A 16,506-nucleotide genomic window follows, 5' to 3' on the forward strand; every position below is an offset into this window, starting at 1 on the left:
CGGCACCGTTTCCTCCCGGAGGCGGTGCCGTCGGAAGTTTTACGGCGTGTTGCCGTGTGTTTCGGCGATGTTTCAGATGGTCACCACTCAGTAACGGTTGATTAGCCGGGCGCGTCGGGCGCCAGATGCCGGGATACTCTGAAATATCCCTACGTGCTCGACGATGAGCGCGCAGTCAGAAGTACACGTCCTAGGAGGACACATAGTGAAGCGCAACAAGATCGCCCTTGCGGGCACCGCGCTGTTCGCGATCGGCGCCCTGGCGCTCGCGGGCTGCGCGAGCGGTGGTGGAAACGACTCCGACGGCGGCAGCGCCGCGGGCGAGGCGAACCCGGACGCCATCATCACCACGAACGGCTCGGAGCCGGAGAACCCGCTGATCCCGACCAACACCAACGAGGTCGGCGGCGGAAAGATCCTCGACGAGATCTTCGCAGGGCTCATCTACTACGACGCCGACGGCGAGCCCGTCAACGACGTCGCCGAGGAGATCACGACCGAGGACCCGCAGCACCTCACGGTCAAGATCAAGGAAGGCCTCACCTTCACCGACGGTGAAGAGGTCACCGCCGACAACTTCATCAAGGCGTGGAACGAGGGCGCGAAGCTCTCCAACGGCCACCTGTCGAGCTACTTCTTCGAGGACATCGAGGGCTTCAGCTACGACGAGGACTCCGAGCTCACGGGCCTGGAGCAGGTCGACGACTACACCTTCACGATCGCGCTGAACAAGCCGGCCTCCGACTTCGCTCTGCGTCTCGGCTACTCGGCGTTCTACCCGCTCCCGGACGTGGCCTTCGAGGACATGGACGCGTTCGGTCAGAACCCGATCGGCAACGGCCCGTACAAGATCGACGGCGACGACGCGTGGCAGCACGACGTGCAGATCGACCTCGTCCGCAACGACGACTACGAAGGCGGCCGCAAGGCAGCCAACGGCGGTCTGACGATCAAGTTCTACGCGACGCAGGAAGCGGCCTACGCCGACCTGCTCTCGAACGAGGTCGACGTCATCGACGCGATCCCGACGAACTCGCTGGCCGTCTTCACCGACGAGCTCGGCGACCGCGCCGTGAACCAGCCCTCGGCCGTGTTCCAGTCGTTCACCATCGGCCAGTTCCTCCCGCACTTCTCGGGCGAAGAGGGCAAGCTGCGTCGTCAGGCGCTCTCGATGGCGATCAACCGCGAAGAGATCACCGAGACCATCTTCTCGGGCTCGCGCACCCCGGCCGCCGACTTCACCTCGCCGGTCATCGCCGGCTGGTCGGACTCGGTCCCCGGTAGCGAGGTTCTCGACTTCAACCCGGAGAAGGCGAAGGAGCTGTGGGCCGAGGCCGACGCCATCTCGCCGTGGGAGGGTGACTTCAAGATCGCGTACAACGCCGACGGCGGGCACGACGCCTGGGTCGACGCGGTGAGCAACCAGATCAAGAACAACCTCGGCATCAGCGCCTCGGGCGACCCGTACCCCACCTTCCAGGACCTTCGCACGAAGATCAACGACCGCACCATCACCACGGCTGCGCGTTCGGGCTGGCAGGCGGACTACCCGGGTCTGTACAACTTCCTCGGACCGCTCTACGCCACGGGCGCCGGTTCCAACGACGGTGACTACTCGAACCCCGCGTTCGACGAGCTCATCTCGGCCGGCATCAGCAACCCCGACTCCGACGCGCAGATCGAGGACTTCACCAAGGCTCAGGAGGTCCTCTTCCAGGACCTGCCCGCCATCCCGCTGTGGTACTCCAACGTGACCGGTGGATTCAGCGAGAACGTGGACAACGTCACGTTCGGCTGGAACTCCGTCCCGCTGTACTACGAGATCACGAAGGCCGGCGAGTAAGATCTAACGGCACTTCACCTGTGAGGCGGTGACGATTTTCGTCACCGCCTCACAGGCTTGTGTTCGCACGGTCTTCTTACTCCCCCCTTCAGAAGGGACAGCGGATGCTCGGTTACATCCTGAGACGTCTCCTGCAGGTGATCCCGGTCTTCTTCGGTGCCACCCTGCTCATCTACTTCCTGGTGTTCGCCATGCCCGGCGACCCGATCCTCGCCCTGTTCGGCGACAAGACCCCCAACCCGGCGGTCGTCGAGCAGCTGCGCGAGCAGTACCACCTGAACGACCCGTTCATCGTGCAGTACTGGTACTACATCACCGGTGTGTTCCAGGGCGACCTCGGCAACACGTTCTCGGGCCGTCCGGTCTCCGCCGTGCTCGCCGCGACGCTCCCGGTCACCGGTCGCCTCGCGGTCATGGCGATCGGAATCGAGTTCACGCTCGCGATCATCATCGGAACGGTCTCGGCGCTGCGCAAGGGCAAGATCTTCGACAACGTGTCGCTCATGGTCGCGCTCGTCGCGATCGCGATCCCGATCTTCGTCGTGGCGTTCCTCGCGCAGTACTTCCTCGCGATCAAGCTCGGGTGGTTCAAACCGACCGTCGGCGCCGACAACGACTGGGGCGGTCTCTGGCTCCCCGCCATCGTGCTCGGCTTCAGCCTGTACGCCGTGAGCATGCGCCTGATGAGAAGCTCCGTCATCGACACCCTCAACCAGGACTGGGTGCGCACCGCCTACAGCAAGGGCCTCTCGCGCGGTCGCGTGATCCCCGTGCACGTGCTGCGCAACTCGCTGATCCCCGTGATCACGAACTCCGCCACCAACTTCGGCGTGCTGCTCGTCGGCGCGACCGTCACCGAGGGCATCTTCAACGTGCCCGGCGTCGGAAACACCCTGTTCCAGGCCATCCAGCGCGGTGAGGGACCGACCGTGGTCTCGTTCGTCACCGTGTTCGTCATCCTGTACGTCCTGGTGAACCTGCTCATCGACCTGCTCTACGGTCTGCTCGACCCGAGGATCCGCTATGCCTGACCCCACGACCCAGAAGCACTACGTCGCCCCGGTCGAGACCGAGTCGATCGCGGTAGACGCTGTCCGCATCTCCGAGAAGCCCAGCAACCTGTGGCGCGACGCCTGGAGCGACCTGCGCCGTCGTCCGCTGTTCTGGTTCTCCGTCGTCCTCGGACTCGTGTTCCTGCTGATGGCGGTGTGGCCGACGCTGTTCACCGCCACCGCACCGGACTCCTGCGATCTGGCGAACAGCAACGGCGGCCCGGCTGCCGGGCACCCGCTCGGCTTCACGTTCCAGGGCTGCGACATCTACGCCCGCATCGCCTGGGGTGCGCAGACGTCTCTCGCGGTCGGCCTCATCGCGACCGTGATCTCGTCGTTCCTCGGCCTGATCATGGGCGCACTCGCCGGTTTCTACGGCGGATGGCTCGACGGTCTGCTGTCGCGCATCGGTGACATCTTCTTCGCGATCCCGTACATCCTCGCGGCCGTCGTCGTCATGACGGTGTTCCGCGACTCGCGTTCGGTCTGGACGCTGGCGCTCGCGATCGGCGGGTTCGCCTGGGCCTCCACGGCCCGTGTCGTGCGAGCAGAAGTGCTGCGCGTGCGTCAGGCGGACTTCGTCGTGGCGTCGCAGGCTCTCGGCCAGTCGAAGTTCAAGATTCTGCTCAACCACGTCATCCCGAACGCGATCGCGCCGCTGCTCGTCGTCTCGACGCTTGGCCTCGCGGCGGCGATCGTGGCCGAGGCCACGCTGTCGTTCCTCGGTGTCGGTCTGGGCAGCGACGTGATGTCATGGGGTAACGACATCAGTGATGCCCAGGCATCGCTCCGTGTCGCCCCGATGGCGCTCATCTATCCGTCGATCGCGCTGACCCTCGCGGTGCTCGCGTTCGTGACCCTGGGTGAGCTCATCCGAGACGCCCTCGACCCGAAGGCGAGGGCACGCCGATGAGCGAGCGCATCACCGATCAGGCGCCCCTGCTGAGCATCCGCGACCTCAAGGTCGCCTTCCGCACCCAGGAGGGTCTGCGCGAAGTGCTCCACGGCATCAGCTTCGACGTCTTCCCGGGCGAGACCGTCGCGATCGTGGGGGAGTCGGGTTCCGGCAAGTCCACGACCGCCACCGCGATCGTCAACCTGCTGCCCGGCACCGGCACGGTCACCGGCGGATCGATCACCCTCGAGGGTCGCGAGCTCACCACTCTGAGCCGCACGGCCATCGAGGGCGTGCGCGGCCGCGACATCGGATTCGTGCCGCAGGACCCGATGTCGAACCTCAACCCGGTGTGGAGCATCGGCTTCCAGGTGAAGGAGGCGATCCGCGCCAACGGCATCGCCCAGGGTCGCCAGGCCGTCAAGGCCCGTGCGATCGAGGTGCTGCAGCAGGCCGGTCTCGCCGACGCCGAGCGTCGACTGCACCAGTTCCCGCATCAGTTCTCGGGTGGCATGCGCCAGCGCGCGCTGATCGGCATCGGCCTCGCGGCCGATCCGAAGCTCCTGATCGCCGATGAGCCGACCTCGGCCCTCGACGTGACGGTGCAGCGCGTGATCCTCGATCACATGGCTTCGCTGACGCGCGACAAGGGCACCTCGGTGCTGCTTATCACGCACGACCTCGGTCTAGCGGCCGAGCGCGCCGACAAGATCATCGTGATGAACGGCGGCAACATCGTCGAGGCGGGCCCCAGCCGGCAGATCCTCGAGGATCCGCAGCACCCGTACACCAAGCGGCTCGTCGCGGCGGCGCCCAGCGTCGCCTCGCAGCGCATCCAGGCGGTCGTGGAGGATCGGGGCATCGAGACCCTCGACGACCTCGCCGACATCCCGCCGACGGTGCGGGTGGCCGGGCTCACGAAGGACTACAAGATCCGTCAGGGCGGCTTCCGCAGCGAGGCCTTCCGCGCGGTCGACGGCGTGTCGTTCGAGATCCCCAAGGGCAAGACGCTGGCTCTGGTCGGGGAGTCCGGCTCGGGCAAGTCCACCGTCGCGAAGATGGTGCTCAAGCTCGAGGAGCCCACCGCGGGAACCATCGAGATCGACGGGCAGGACGTGTCGAAGCTGTCGAACGCGCAGGCGTTCGGTCTGCGCCGCCGCATGCAGCCCGTGTTCCAGGACCCGTACGGCTCGCTCGACCCGCTGCGCAACATCGGCAACACCATCGCCGAGCCGCTGCAGATCCACGGCGTCGGCGATCGTGCCTCGCACCGCGAGCGCGTGGAGGAGCTGCTCGACCAGGTCGCCCTTCCGCGGGCCCTGGCGACGCGCTACCCGAACGAGCTCTCCGGCGGTCAGCGGCAGCGCGTGGCGATCGCCCGTGCCCTCGCGCTCAAGCCCGACATCATCGTGCTCGACGAGGCCGTCTCGGCTCTCGACGTGCTCGTGCAGGACCAGGTGCTGCAGCTCCTGGCCGAACTGCAGTCGGAGCTCGGCCTGACCTACCTGTTCATCACCCACGACCTCGCGGTCGTGCGCGTGTCGAGCGACCTGGTGTGCGTCATGGAGAAGGGCCGGATCGTCGAACAGGGCACCGTCGACGAGATCTTCGCCAACCCCCAGCAGGAGTACACGGATCGCCTGCTCCAGGCGATCCCCGGCGCGTCCATTCCGCTCGGCGGAAGCGGCGCGTGACCGCTGCCGACAAGCCCGAGGGCGTGCGGATCTTCCGCGCGTCCTCGGGCACGGCCGTGCTCGTGATCTCCGGCGCGCTCGCGCTCTTCCTGCTCGGTGACACGGTCGTGCGGGGCAGCTGGACGCAGATGCTCCTGGTGGCGCCATGGGTGCTGCTGGGCATGTGGGTCGTGTACGAGCTGAGCTTCGTGTCCATGGTGCGGGTCGACGACGCCGGTGTGGTCGTGCAGAACATGCTCCGGCGCACCTCGTTCGGCTGGGCCCGCGTCCGCGATGTGGACTTCCGCTGGCAGCTCGAGTTCTCCCTCGACGACGACTCGCGCGTCAGCGCCTACGGCGGACCCGCCCGCGCGCGTCCCTCGCGTCGTGATGCGGCAGAGGGCGAAGCATCCAAGGCCCCGGCCGGGATCCGCGATCTCACCGAGATCCGCGACCGCTGGGACGCGGCGACCGGGGCGGATGCCCCGATCCGCCGCGAGTGGGACTCCCGTGCGCTTCTCGCCCTCGGCATCATCGTGCTGTGGGCGATCGGCGCCGTGCTGATCACGAACGCCGGCTGAACGCGGGCGCGGATCGCCGGGGCTTCTCGGGCGATCAGCCCGGGAGGCCGAAGAGCGCCGGCCACGTCGCCGCCGCCCACGGGTAGCCGACGAACACCGTCGCGTCGATCAGGAAGTGCGCGACGAGGAACGGCAGCAGGCGTCCGGTGCGCAGGAACAGCCAGCCGAACAGCAGCCCCATCGCGAGGTTGCCGATGAAGGCCCCGGGTCCCTGATAGAGGTGGTACGTCGCCCGGAGCACCGAGGTCGCGATGATGATGGTCCAGGGCGACCATCCGAGCTGCTTGAGCCGGGCGAAGAGATACCCGAGCACGACGAACTCCTCCTGCAACGACGCTCGCGCGGCGGCCAGCAGCAGGATCGGGATCGTCCACCAGTGGGCGTCGAGTCCGCCCGGGTTCACCGCGACGAACAGACCCAGTGCCCGGCCGACGACGTACAGGCCGAGGCCCGGGATGCCGATCGCCAGCACGAGGAGTGCGCCTCGGCCGATGTCGACGCCGACGCGTGTGCCGTCGAGGCCGAGACGGGCGAGGTGCGGTCGACGGTGCTGCCAGAGCAGGAAGCAGACGAGCAGCACCGGCACGAGCGAGAAGCCGATCGACAGCACCTGGTAGATCAGGTCGAAGACCTCGCGGTCGCTGCGTGAGGGATTCAGCGTCGCGGTCTGATCGGCGAGCGGGGTGTCGTCCGTGAGCCGGTAGGCGAGCTGGACGATCGCGTAGATCGCCGACTGGCCGAGACCGAGCGCGAGCACGATCGCGATCTCCCACCACAGCCGCCGCGCCGAGGGCTCGGAGGTCGGTTCCGGGAGCGGTCGGTCTGCGTCTTCGTGCCTCACTTTTCCGATGGTACGGCCTCCGTTCAGCCGGGGGTCCTGCGCGTGCGTTATCCTGGAACGTCGGTTTCCCGGCTCCTCCCACTCCTCTTCTTAGGATTCCTGCATGGCTCACGCCCTCCGCTCTGACCTCCGCAACGTCGCCATCGTCGCTCACGTCGACCACGGCAAGACCACTCTTGTCGACGCGATGCTCCGCCAGACCGGCTCGTTCGGTGAGCACTCGCACGTCGAAGAGCGCGCGATGGACTCGAACGACCTCGAGCGCGAGAAGGGCATCACGATCCTCGCCAAGAACACGGCGATCACCTACAAGGGCAAGCACGCCGGCGGCAAGGAGATCACGATCAACGTGATCGACACCCCGGGCCACGCCGACTTCGGTGGCGAGGTCGAGCGCGGCCTGTCGATGGTCGACGGCGTCGTGCTGCTCGTCGACGCGAGCGAGGGCCCGCTCCCGCAGACCCGCTTCGTGCTGCGCAAGGCGCTCGAGGCCAAGCTCCCCGTCATCCTGCTGGTCAACAAGACCGACCGCCCCGACGCCCGCATCGCGGAGGTCGAGGAGGAGGCCCACGACCTGCTGCTGGGTCTGGCGTCCGACCTCGTCGACGACGTGCCCGACCTCGACGTGGACGCACTGCTCGACGTGCCGGTCGTCTACGCGTCCGGTCGTGCCGGTGCGGCGTCGCAGAACCGTCCCGCCGACGGCTCGCTGCCCGACAACGACGACCTCGAGCCGCTCTTCGAGGCGATCCTCGAGCACGTCCCGGCTCCGTCCTACGACGACGAGGCGCCCCTGCAGGCGTGGGTCACGAACCTCGACTCCAGCCCCTTCCTCGGCCGCCTCGCGCTGCTGCGCGTCTTCAACGGCACGCTGAAGAAGGGTCAGACCGTCGCCTGGGTGCGCTCCGACGGCACCACCAGCAACGCCCGCATCACCGAGCTGCTGATGACCCGCGCGCTCGAGCGCTACCCGGCCGAGTCCGCGGGCCCGGGCGACATCGTCGCGATCGCGGGCTTCGAGAACATCACCATCGGCGAGACGATCGCCGACCCCGAGGACGTGCGCCCGCTCCCGGCGATCACGGTCGACGACCCCGCCATCTCGATGACGATCGGCACCAACACCTCGCCGCTGATGGGCAAGGTCAAGGGCCACAAGCTCACGGCGCGCATGGTCAAGGACCGTCTCGACAAGGAGCTCATCGGTAACGTCTCGCTCAAGGTCGTCGACATCGGACGCCCGGATGCCTGGGAGGTCCAGGGCCGTGGTGAGCTCGCCCTCGCGATCCTCGTCGAGAACATGCGTCGCGAAGGCTTCGAGCTCACGGTCGGAAAGCCGCAGGTGGTCACGAAGAAGATCGACGGCAAGACCTACGAGCCCTTCGAGCACCTCACGATCGACACGCCGGAGGAGCACCTCGGCGCGATCACCCAGCTCCTCGCGAACCGCAAGGGTCGCATGGAGAACATGACCAACCACGGTACCGGGTGGGTGCGCATGGAGTTCATCGTCCCGTCGCGCGGCCTCATCGGCTTCCGCAGCGAGTTCCTCACCACGACCCGCGGCACCGGCATCGCGAACGCGATCTCGCACGGCTACGAGCCCTGGGCCGGATCCATCACGACCCGCCAGAACGGCTCGATCGTCGCCGACCGTCAGGGTGTCGTCACCCCGTTCGCCATGATCGCCCTGCAGGAGCGCATGTCGTTCTTCGTGCAGCCGACCGCCGAGGTCTACGAGGGCATGGTCATCGGCGAGAACTCGCGCGCCGACGACATGGACGTGAACATCACCAAGGAGAAGAAGCTCACCAACATGCGTGCGGCGAGCTCCGACTCGTTCGAGTCGATGACGCCCCCGCGTCAGTTGACGCTCGAGGAGAGCCTCGAGTTCGCGCGTGACGACGAATGCGTCGAGGTCACGCCGGAGGCCGTGCGCATCCGCAAGGTGAACCTCGACGCCAACACGCGTGCGCGCGAGACCGCTCGCCTCAAGCGTCAGGATGCCAACGCCTGAGTCCGAACAGGACCGATAAGAGGGCCTCGCTCCGCAGAAATGCGGCAGCGAGGCCCTTTTCTCATGAAAAGCCCAGGTGGGACCTATATTCCGTCCAGGCTCTGCGGAGGGTTCGTTCAGAAACATGACACAGAATCGATAACTTGCGTCCGATGAGTCGGCTCCCGATGAGCCGCCCTGTCCGCAGGTCCGGGCGCTCGACGACCCGAAAGTCGATTCTTTGCTTCACCTTCAGAACACCCGTGCTTCCCGGCGCGCCCTCGAGGCCGCCACCGCCCACTCCGCCGTCCGCTCACGTCGGCCGTTGCTGCTCCTCGGCACCGCCGTCGGTGCGATGCTCGGCGTCACGCTGACCGCCGGACTCGTCGCGGGCCCGGCCTCCGGCGCCACCGAGACCGATGACGCATCGCCCTCGGCGACCACCGGCACCACCACGACCGTCGAGGCGTCGGACGACGTCGCGGCGACCGCGACCGCCGCGACCGATGCCATTGATGCCGCCGATCAGCTGTCCGCCGAGATCGACGCCGCAGGCTTCGACCTGAGCGGAGTCGTCCCCGCCGTCGAGACCGCGCAGTTGCAGAGCAATGTCGACACCCTCGACGGTCGGAAGGCCGTTCCGGCCATCGAGCTCACTCTCACCACGGTCATCGCCCAGCAGCACACCGAGAAGGTGATCGAGCAGACCGCGGCGCTCCAGTCGGCGTTCACCACGGCGCAGGAGAAGAAGGCGGCGGACGACGCGGCCGCCGCAGCCGCCGCGCAGGCGCAGGCAGAGGCCGAGGCGGCAGCTGCAGCGCTCGCCTCGTCGAACACCCCCGAGGGGGCCAAGGCGACCGCACGTGTCATGGCGGCCGACCAGTACGGCTGGGGAGAGGACCAGTTCTCCTGCCTGAGTTCGCTGTGGCAGAAGGAGTCGAGCTGGAACTACCAGGCCTACAACCCGAGCGGCGCGACCGGCATCCCGCAGGCGCTCCCCGGCAGCAAGATGGCCTCGGCGGGCAGCGACTGGCAGACCAATGCCGCGACCCAGATCGCCTGGGGTCTGGGATACATCTCGTCCGTGTACGGCACCCCGTGCAGCGCGTGGGGGCACTCGCAGGCGATGAACTGGTACTGAGCCCGCAGGCACCCGCGAACGCCCCCGGTAGACACCTTCTACCGGGGGCGTTCGAGCGCTATCGTGGCGAATGACGGCTGGGGCGTCGTCGAACGCGAGGAGAGCCCGTGGACACCGCCGGATGGGACCACGTCCCGCAGCAGGTCTCGACCGGGGCATTGCCCGGGTGGCGAGACGTCGAGCGGCTGGTCGGCGACGCGCACGCGCGCTTCGCCCGGGATTCCGACGGCATCGTCGCCGACTACATCCCCGTGCTCGCCGAGGTCGACCCCGAGCTCTTCGGGCTCGCCGTCATCGAGGTCGGCGGGGGAGTGCACGACGCGGGCGACGCGCAGCATCCGTTCTCGATCCAATCGATCTCGAAGATGTTCGTCTACGCCCTCGCCATCCAGGAACACGGGCACGAGCGCGTCCGCGAGATCGTCGGGGTCAACAACACAGGGCTTCCCTTCAACTCGGTGATGGCGCTCGAGCTGAACGCCGGGCATCCCATGAACCCCATGGTCAACGCCGGCGCGATCGCCACCACCGCGCTCATGCCGGGGGAGACGTCCGCCGAGCAGTGGGAGCGCGTCCGTGAGGGTCTGTCGGCGTTCGCAGGCCGCGCTCTCGGACTCGACGGCGTCGTCTACGCATCCGAGGCGCGTACGAACGACCGCAACCGAGCGCTCGGGCGCCTGCTCACCAGCTATGGACGCCTCGAGGGAGACTCCGACGAGGTCGTCGACGTCTACACCCGCCAGTGCGCTCTCACGGTGAGCGCGCACGATCTGGCGGTCATGGGGGCCACCCTGGCCGACGGCGGCGTCAATCCCCTCACCGGACAGCGCGTGGTGTCGGCCGAGGTGTGCCGTGACACGCTCGCCGTCGTCGCCGCCAGCGGCCTGTACGAGCGCTCGGGTGAATGGCTGTTCGAGATCGGACTCCCGGCCAAGTCCGGTGTCTCCGGGGGCATCGTCGCGGTCGCCCCCGGCAAGGGCGCCGTCGCGGGCTTCTCGCCGCGTCTCGACGATGCCGGCAACTCCGTGCGCTCGCAGCGCGCGATCGGCTACCTCTCCCGGGCTCTCGGGCTCAACCTGTTCGCGTCCGCACCCGCCGCTCCACCCGCCCCCGAGGAGTCCCGATGACCGAGTCCGCGCCGCAGACCGCATCCGTCGCCGTGAAGTCGTCCTGGCTTCCCATGATCAGCCTGTTCATGGCGCAGGTGCTGATGTCGTTCAACGTCGCCGCGCTCCCCATCTCGCTGGGTGGGATGGTGAGCGAGTTCGGCGTGCCGCCGACGGTCGCGAGCACCACGATCGTCATGTACGGGTTGGCCGTCGCGGCGCTCGTGATGACCGGCGCGAAGCTCGGTCAGCGCGTCGGATGGGTGCTGATCTTCCGCGTCGTGATCGCGCTGTTCGCGGCATCGTCGGTGCTCATGCTGATCGCCCCGAGCATCGGATGGGCGATCGCGGGTCAGGCGGTGGCCGGTGCCGCGGCGGCGATCATCGTGCCCTCGATCGTCGCGCTCATCGCCGAGAACTACCGCGGCGCCCAGCAGGCGACGGCGATCGGCGCGATCGGTTCGGCGCGGGCGATCTCCGGCGTCACCGCGTTCCTCATCGGCGGCACTCTCGGCACTCTCGTCGGGTGGCGTCCGATGTTCTTCATCGTCCTCGGCATCGCCGTGCTCGTCTTCGCCTTCAGCTTCACGCTGCGCGGAGACCGCGGCGACCCCGGCATCCGCATCGATCTCGTCGCCTCGCTCCTCATCGGCGCGGCGATCGTGCTCCTCACCCTCGGCTTCAACAATCTCAATGGCTGGGGAGCGATCGAGGCGACGGAGGCGGCCCCGTTCGACATCCTGGGGCTCTCCCCGGCACCGCTCTTCATCGTGGCCGGCGTCGTGCTGGGGCAGGGGTTCTTCCTGTGGACGCGTCGGCGGATCGCCGAGGGACGTGTGCCGCTGATCGACCTCAGCATCCTGCGTTCCTCGAAGGAGCGCGCGGCGGTATACGCCATGTTCATCGTGGTCGCACTCGAGGCGTGCGTGAACTTCACGATCCCGCTCTACATCCAGATCGTGCAGGGGAGGACTCCCTTCGACACCTCGATCGCGATGATGCCGTTCAACCTCACCGTGTTCATCACCGCGACCCTCGTCGTGCGGTTCTACAAGCGCTACCCGCCGCGTGTGATCGGCGTCTTCGGATTCCTTCTCACGACCGGCGCCCTCGTGTGGCTCTCGTTCGTCGTGAACAACAACTGGGAGACGCTGCCGACGATCCTCGGTCTGGTGGTGTTCGGGATCGGGCAGGGGGCGCTCGTGACCCTCGTCTTCAACGTGCTCGTCACCGCGGCGCCGTCGTCGCTCGCGGGTGACGTGGGATCGCTGCGGGGCACGACCCAGAACCTCGCGTCGGCGGTGGGCACGGCGGTCGCGGGTGCGCTGCTCGTCTCTCTGCTGGGGCTGAGCGTCGGGCGCGCGGTCGTGGAGCATCCGGAGCTGCCGCCGGCGCTCGTCGCGCAGGTCGATCTCGACAGCGTGAACTTCGTGAGCAACGACGACCTGCGCGTGGTGCTCGAGCGCACCGACGCGACGCCCGCCCAGGTCGACGCCGCCGTGGCCGTCAACGAGGAGTCCCGTCTGTCGACGCTGCGGCTCGGGCTGCTCGTGCTCGCCGGGATCAGCGCCCTGGCGATCCTCCCGGCCTCCCGACTGCCGCGCTACAAGCCGGAGGAGATCCCGGATCCGTCGCCCGTGGCCGCGTCGGACTGATCCTCAGCGCAGCTCGGAGATCAGCACGGCGCTCGTGCTCGGGGCCGTGGCCTCGAACACGTGCGGGGCGTCGCCCGGGTAGGTGAGGTAGTCGCCCGGGTTCAGCAGTGCGGCGGCCTCGGCGGGGCCGACCTTCGCCTGCCCCGAGATCAGCACCACGTGCTCGATGGTCCCGGGGTGGTGCGGATCGGAGCGTCGGGCCTGGCCCGGTTCGGCGGAGATCAGGTACAGGTCGCGCCGTGCGCCGGGCGGGGAAGCGGCCAGCAGGGTGGCGCTGTACGCGGCGGCCGAGGACGGGACGCCGCTGAGATCCTCCCGGCGGATGAGCGTGGGCCCGCTCTGGGGCGGGTCGACGAAGACGGCGAACGGCACGTCGAGTGCGACGCCGAGCGCCCAGAGGGTCTCGACGCTCGGGTTTCCGGCTCCGCTCTCGAGCTGCGACACGGTGGCCTTCGAGACGCCGGCGCGCCGAGCGAGTTCCGAGACCGAGAGGGCTGCGGCTTCACGCTCCCGGCGCAGCGTGCGGGCGATGCGGGTGCGGAGATCCTCCATGCGTTCATCATGTCAAACGATCGTTCGCTTGACTAGTCGACCTTGAATGTTCAGAATGATGGTCATGTGTTCATTGCAGCGAACGGTGCGCGAGGGGATCGCCCCGTGACCGCCGAGCGCGAGGTCTGGCGCGAGGCCCTCGGCGTCGTGCTGGCGACGAGCGCGTACGGCATCTCGTTCGGTGCCCTCGCCGTCGCGGCCGGGCTCGACGTCTGGCAGACCTGCGTGCTGAGCCTGCTCATGTTCACGGGAGGATCGCAGTTCGCCTTCGTCGGGGTCTTCGCGGCCGGCGGTGTCGCGGCGCTCCCCTCGGCGATCGCCTCGGCCGTCCTCCTCGGCGTGCGCAACGTCGCCTACGGCATGCGCATGTCGCCGGTCATCGGGGGAGGGGCCGCGACCCGTGCGCTGGCCGCCCACTTCACGATCGACGAATCGACGGCGGTGGCGATCGCCCAGAGCGATCCGCGCCTGCGCCGGGTCGGATTCTGGGTCACCGGCATCGGGATCTTCGTCGGCTGGAACATCACCACCCTCATCGGCGCCCTCGTCGGCAACGTGCTCGGCGATCCGAAGGGCTGGGGGCTGGATGCCGCGGCGGCGGCCGCCTTCCTGGCGCTGCTGTGGCCGCGCCTGCAGCAACGCCAGGCGATCGCGGTCGGGATCGCCGCCGCCGTCGTCGCCGCGGCGCTCACGCCCTTCCTCCTCCCCGGTCTGCCGGTGCTCGTCGCGGCCCTCGTAGCCGTGATCGTCGGGTGGTTCAACTGGCTGGGGCGCCCGGCATCCGACGGCCGCGCAGCGGATGCCGATGAGAAGGGGGAATCATGACCCTGTGGAGTGCGATCCTGCTGGCGGCTCTCGTCTGCCTGTCGCTGAAGGCCGTCGGATACCTCGTGCCGCCGAAGGTGCTCGAGGCGCCCCGACCCGCGCGCATCTCCGACCTGCTGACCGTCGCCCTGCTCGCGGCGCTCGTCGCGGTGCAGACGCTGGGCGATGGTCAGGCGATCGTCGTCGATGCGCGCGTGCCCGCTCTGCTCGTCGCGGCGGGTCTGCTGTGGCTGCGGCAGTCCTTCCTCGTCGTGGTGTTCGCGGCGGCGCTCACCGCTGCCCTCCTGCGTCTGTTCGGACTCGCGGCCTGACCGCGCGTAGGATCGGAGGGTGGGCGTGAGTCGGTTGTCGAGAGTTCTGTCGTGGGTGGCCTCGGCCCTGGTCGGTGGCGTCTACGGCGTCGCCGGCACGATCGCGCACAGCCAGACCTGGGGTCCGATCCCGACCGGCATGATCGTCGGAGCGATCGCGTGCGCCGCGATCCTCGTCGCCATCCGCGTGCTCACCCACGACCGCGGCGCCGCCGTCGCGGCCGGCCTCGGGATGGTGGGCATGCTGCTCCTGATCTCCGGCCGGGGCCCCGGCGGATCCGTCGTCGTCGAGAACACGCTCGCGGGACAGATCTGGACATACCTGATCGCCGCGATCGTTCTCGTCGTCATCGCGTGGCCGTCGTTCCGGTCGGTGCCCGTCGCCACGGAGGCGGAGAAGTAGACTGGAGCGGTGACGTATGTGATCGCCCTCCCGTGTGTCGATGTGAAGGACCGAGCCTGCATCGACGAATGCCCCGTCGACTGCATCTACGAAGGCGAGCGCTCCCTCTACATCCACCCGGACGAGTGCGTCGACTGCGGCGCCTGCGAGCCGGTGTGCCCCGTCGAGGCGATCTACTACGAGGACGACCTGCCCGATGAGTGGCAGGACTACTACAAGGCGAACGTCGAGTTCTTCGACGAGGTCGGCTCGCCAGGAGGCGCGGCCAAGGTCGGCGTCATCGCGCACGACCACCCGATCATCGCGGCCCTGCCGCCCCAGGGCGAGTAGGCCGGCGCCCGTGAGCGTCCGCGACCTCGCCGACTACCCCTGGGACGCCGTCGTCCCCTTCCGCGAGCGGGCGTCCGCGCACGCCGGCGGACTCGTCGACCTCTCCGTCGGGTCGCCCGTCGATCCCACGCCCGAGATCATCCGGCGCGCTCTCGCCGAGGCGACGGACGCGCACGCCTATCCGCAGACCGTCGGTACCCCGGCACTGCGCGAGGCGATCGTCTCCTGGTACGCGCGTCGCCGCGGGGTCGATGACCTCACCGTCGCGAACGTGCTGCCCACGATCGGCTCGAAGGAGTTCGTGGCGCTCCTCCCGACCCTCCTCGGGCTGGGAGAGGGCGACGTCGTCGTGCACCCCGAGATCGCCTACCCGACCTACGACGTCGGAGCACGCGTGGTGGGAGCGACGCCGCTTCCCGCCGATGACCCGGCGGACTGGCCCGAGGGCACCAAGCTGATCTGGATCAACACTCCGGGTAATCCCGACGGTCGCACCTGGACGGTCTCGGAGCTCGCCGCCGCGGTGCGCCGTGCGCGCGAGCTGGATGCCGTCATCGCGAGCGACGAGTGCTACGCGGAACTCGGCTGGGACGGCGCCTGGGCGACCGAGGCGATCCCGTCGATCCTCGATCCGCGGGTGACCGGGGGGTCGCGGGCCAACCTGCTCAGCGTCTACTCGCTGAGCAAGCAGTCGAACCTCGCGGGCTACCGCGCCGCCTTCGTCGCCGGCTGCGCGCGCATCGTCACCGACCTGCTCACCGCCCGCAAGCACCTCGGCCTCATGCCGCCCGAACCCGTGCAGCACGCCATGGCGGTGGCGCTCGGCGACGACGAGCACGTCGCCGCCCAGAAGGAGCTCTACCGCGAACGGCGGGAGCTGCTGCGTCCCGCCGTGGAGGCCGCCGGCTTCCGTCTCGACGGCTCCGAAGCCGGTCTCTACCTCTGGGTGACCGAGGGGCGTGACGCATGGGAGTCGATGGCTCGTCTCGCCGATCTCGGCATCCTGGCGGGTCCGGGTCCGTTCTACGGAGCAGCCGCCGCCTCGCACGTGCGTCTCGCGCTGACGGCACCGACGGACCGCGTCGCGGAGGCCGCTCGACGCCTGCACGCCGCCGCTTCGTAGAGAATCTGTAGGTTTCCCCCTCCCAGCGCCGATCCGTTTGGCGGATGCGACAGTAGGCGTGCGGGCCTACTAGGCTGTAAAGGCGATTCGGTCGTGACCCGACCTGGCGCTGTGCGCCGTGCGATCGCCCGCTCCGATGAGATCAGGTTCCAAGGATGACCGATCTGCTCGGGGCGAGA

At 68.5% G+C, this 16,506-nt stretch carries 16 protein-coding genes; 14 read left to right on the top strand and 2 right to left on the bottom strand.

Going from position 1 to position 16,506, the window contains the following annotated elements; translation table 11 throughout:
* Window positions 1-205: 205 nt before the first annotated feature.
* The 5 genes from ACZ5Y9_RS07020 (at window position 206) to ACZ5Y9_RS07040 (ending at window position 6,044) form a co-directional block, all read left to right on the top strand.
* A complete protein-coding gene (locus ACZ5Y9_RS07020; RefSeq protein ID WP_247622965.1) occupies window positions 206-1,843 on the top strand; it encodes a peptide ABC transporter substrate-binding protein in 1,638 nt (545 codons plus the stop codon).
* Between the two features lie 104 nt (window positions 1,844-1,947).
* Window positions 1,948-2,874, top strand: a complete 927-nt coding sequence (locus ACZ5Y9_RS07025; protein ID WP_247622964.1) for an ABC transporter permease — start codon at window positions 1,948-1,950, stop codon at window positions 2,872-2,874.
* Window positions 2,867-3,808: an ABC transporter permease gene (locus ACZ5Y9_RS07030; RefSeq protein WP_336640686.1), complete on the top strand. Its 942-nt coding sequence runs from the start codon at window positions 2,867-2,869 to the stop codon at window positions 3,806-3,808. The genes ACZ5Y9_RS07025 and ACZ5Y9_RS07030 overlap by 8 nt, the downstream gene beginning before the upstream one ends.
* Window positions 3,805-5,484: a dipeptide ABC transporter ATP-binding protein gene (locus ACZ5Y9_RS07035; RefSeq protein ID WP_247632578.1), complete on the top strand. Its 1,680-nt coding sequence runs from the start codon at window positions 3,805-3,807 to the stop codon at window positions 5,482-5,484. The genes ACZ5Y9_RS07030 and ACZ5Y9_RS07035 overlap by 4 nt, the downstream gene beginning before the upstream one ends.
* Window positions 5,481-6,044 carry a PH domain-containing protein gene (locus tag ACZ5Y9_RS07040; protein ID WP_464472637.1) on the top strand — a complete coding sequence of 188 codons (564 nt, stop codon included), beginning with the start codon at window positions 5,481-5,483 and terminating at the stop codon, window positions 6,042-6,044. Before ACZ5Y9_RS07035 ends, ACZ5Y9_RS07040 begins: the two co-directional genes overlap by 4 nt.
* A gap of 34 nt (window positions 6,045-6,078) precedes the next feature.
* Here the strand turns inward: ACZ5Y9_RS07040 and ACZ5Y9_RS07045 are convergent, their stop codons facing one another.
* Window positions 6,079-6,885, bottom strand: a complete 807-nt coding sequence (locus ACZ5Y9_RS07045) for a CPBP family intramembrane glutamic endopeptidase (RefSeq protein WP_464472638.1) — start codon at window positions 6,883-6,885, stop codon at window positions 6,079-6,081.
* Window positions 6,886-6,988: 103 nt separating this feature from the next.
* Between ACZ5Y9_RS07045 and typA the strand changes: the two genes are divergently transcribed.
* The 4 genes from typA to ACZ5Y9_RS07065 all read left to right on the top strand — a co-directional run bounded on the left by typA (window position 6,989) and on the right by ACZ5Y9_RS07065 (window position 12,783).
* Window positions 6,989-8,902 carry a translational GTPase TypA gene (gene typA / locus ACZ5Y9_RS07050; protein ID WP_247622959.1) on the top strand — a complete coding sequence of 638 codons (1,914 nt, stop codon included), beginning with the start codon at window positions 6,989-6,991 and terminating at the stop codon, window positions 8,900-8,902.
* Window positions 8,903-9,122: 220 nt separating this feature from the next.
* Window positions 9,123-10,022: an aggregation-promoting factor C-terminal-like domain-containing protein gene (locus tag ACZ5Y9_RS07055; RefSeq protein WP_464472639.1), complete on the top strand. Its 900-nt coding sequence runs from the start codon at window positions 9,123-9,125 to the stop codon at window positions 10,020-10,022.
* A gap of 107 nt (window positions 10,023-10,129) precedes the next feature.
* Window positions 10,130-11,149 carry a glutaminase A gene (gene glsA, locus ACZ5Y9_RS07060; RefSeq protein ID WP_247622957.1) on the top strand — a complete coding sequence of 340 codons (1,020 nt, stop codon included), beginning with the start codon at window positions 10,130-10,132 and terminating at the stop codon, window positions 11,147-11,149.
* Entirely contained in the window at window positions 11,146-12,783 is a 1,638-nt protein-coding gene (locus ACZ5Y9_RS07065; protein ID WP_247622956.1) for an MFS transporter, read from the top strand. The genes glsA and ACZ5Y9_RS07065 overlap by 4 nt, the downstream gene beginning before the upstream one ends.
* A gap of 3 nt (window positions 12,784-12,786) precedes the next feature.
* Here ACZ5Y9_RS07065 and ACZ5Y9_RS07070 read toward each other — a convergent pair whose 3' ends face one another.
* Window positions 12,787-13,335, bottom strand: coding sequence for a helix-turn-helix domain-containing protein (locus tag ACZ5Y9_RS07070; RefSeq protein ID WP_464472640.1), 549 nt, complete (start codon window positions 13,333-13,335; stop codon window positions 12,787-12,789).
* Between the two features lie 105 nt (window positions 13,336-13,440).
* Here ACZ5Y9_RS07070 and ACZ5Y9_RS07075 point away from each other — a divergent pair, with 105 nt between their 5' ends.
* The 5 genes from ACZ5Y9_RS07075 to dapC are packed head-to-tail and all read left to right on the top strand — an operon-like array spanning window position 13,441 to window position 16,327.
* On the top strand, window positions 13,441-14,160 hold the full coding sequence (locus ACZ5Y9_RS07075; RefSeq protein ID WP_464472641.1) for an AzlC family ABC transporter permease: 720 nt from the start codon (window positions 13,441-13,443) through the stop codon (window positions 14,158-14,160).
* Window positions 14,157-14,471 (top strand): AzlD domain-containing protein, encoded by a 315-nt coding sequence (locus ACZ5Y9_RS07080; RefSeq protein WP_247622953.1) that lies wholly within the window; start codon window positions 14,157-14,159, stop codon window positions 14,469-14,471. The genes ACZ5Y9_RS07075 and ACZ5Y9_RS07080 overlap by 4 nt, the downstream gene beginning before the upstream one ends.
* 55 nt (window positions 14,472-14,526) lie before the next feature.
* Window positions 14,527-14,874, top strand: coding sequence for a histidinol dehydrogenase (locus ACZ5Y9_RS07085; protein WP_464472642.1), 348 nt, complete (start codon window positions 14,527-14,529; stop codon window positions 14,872-14,874).
* Window positions 14,875-14,883: 9 nt separating this feature from the next.
* Window positions 14,884-15,204 carry a ferredoxin gene (fdxA, locus tag ACZ5Y9_RS07090; protein ID WP_042542002.1) on the top strand — a complete coding sequence of 107 codons (321 nt, stop codon included), beginning with the start codon at window positions 14,884-14,886 and terminating at the stop codon, window positions 15,202-15,204.
* A gap of 10 nt (window positions 15,205-15,214) precedes the next feature.
* Window positions 15,215-16,327 carry a succinyldiaminopimelate transaminase gene (gene dapC, locus ACZ5Y9_RS07095; protein ID WP_464472643.1) on the top strand — a complete coding sequence of 371 codons (1,113 nt, stop codon included), beginning with the start codon at window positions 15,215-15,217 and terminating at the stop codon, window positions 16,325-16,327.
* Window positions 16,328-16,506 lie beyond the last annotated feature (179 nt).

The sequence above is a fragment of the Microbacterium sp. T3-8 genome (genome assembly GCF_055398145.1).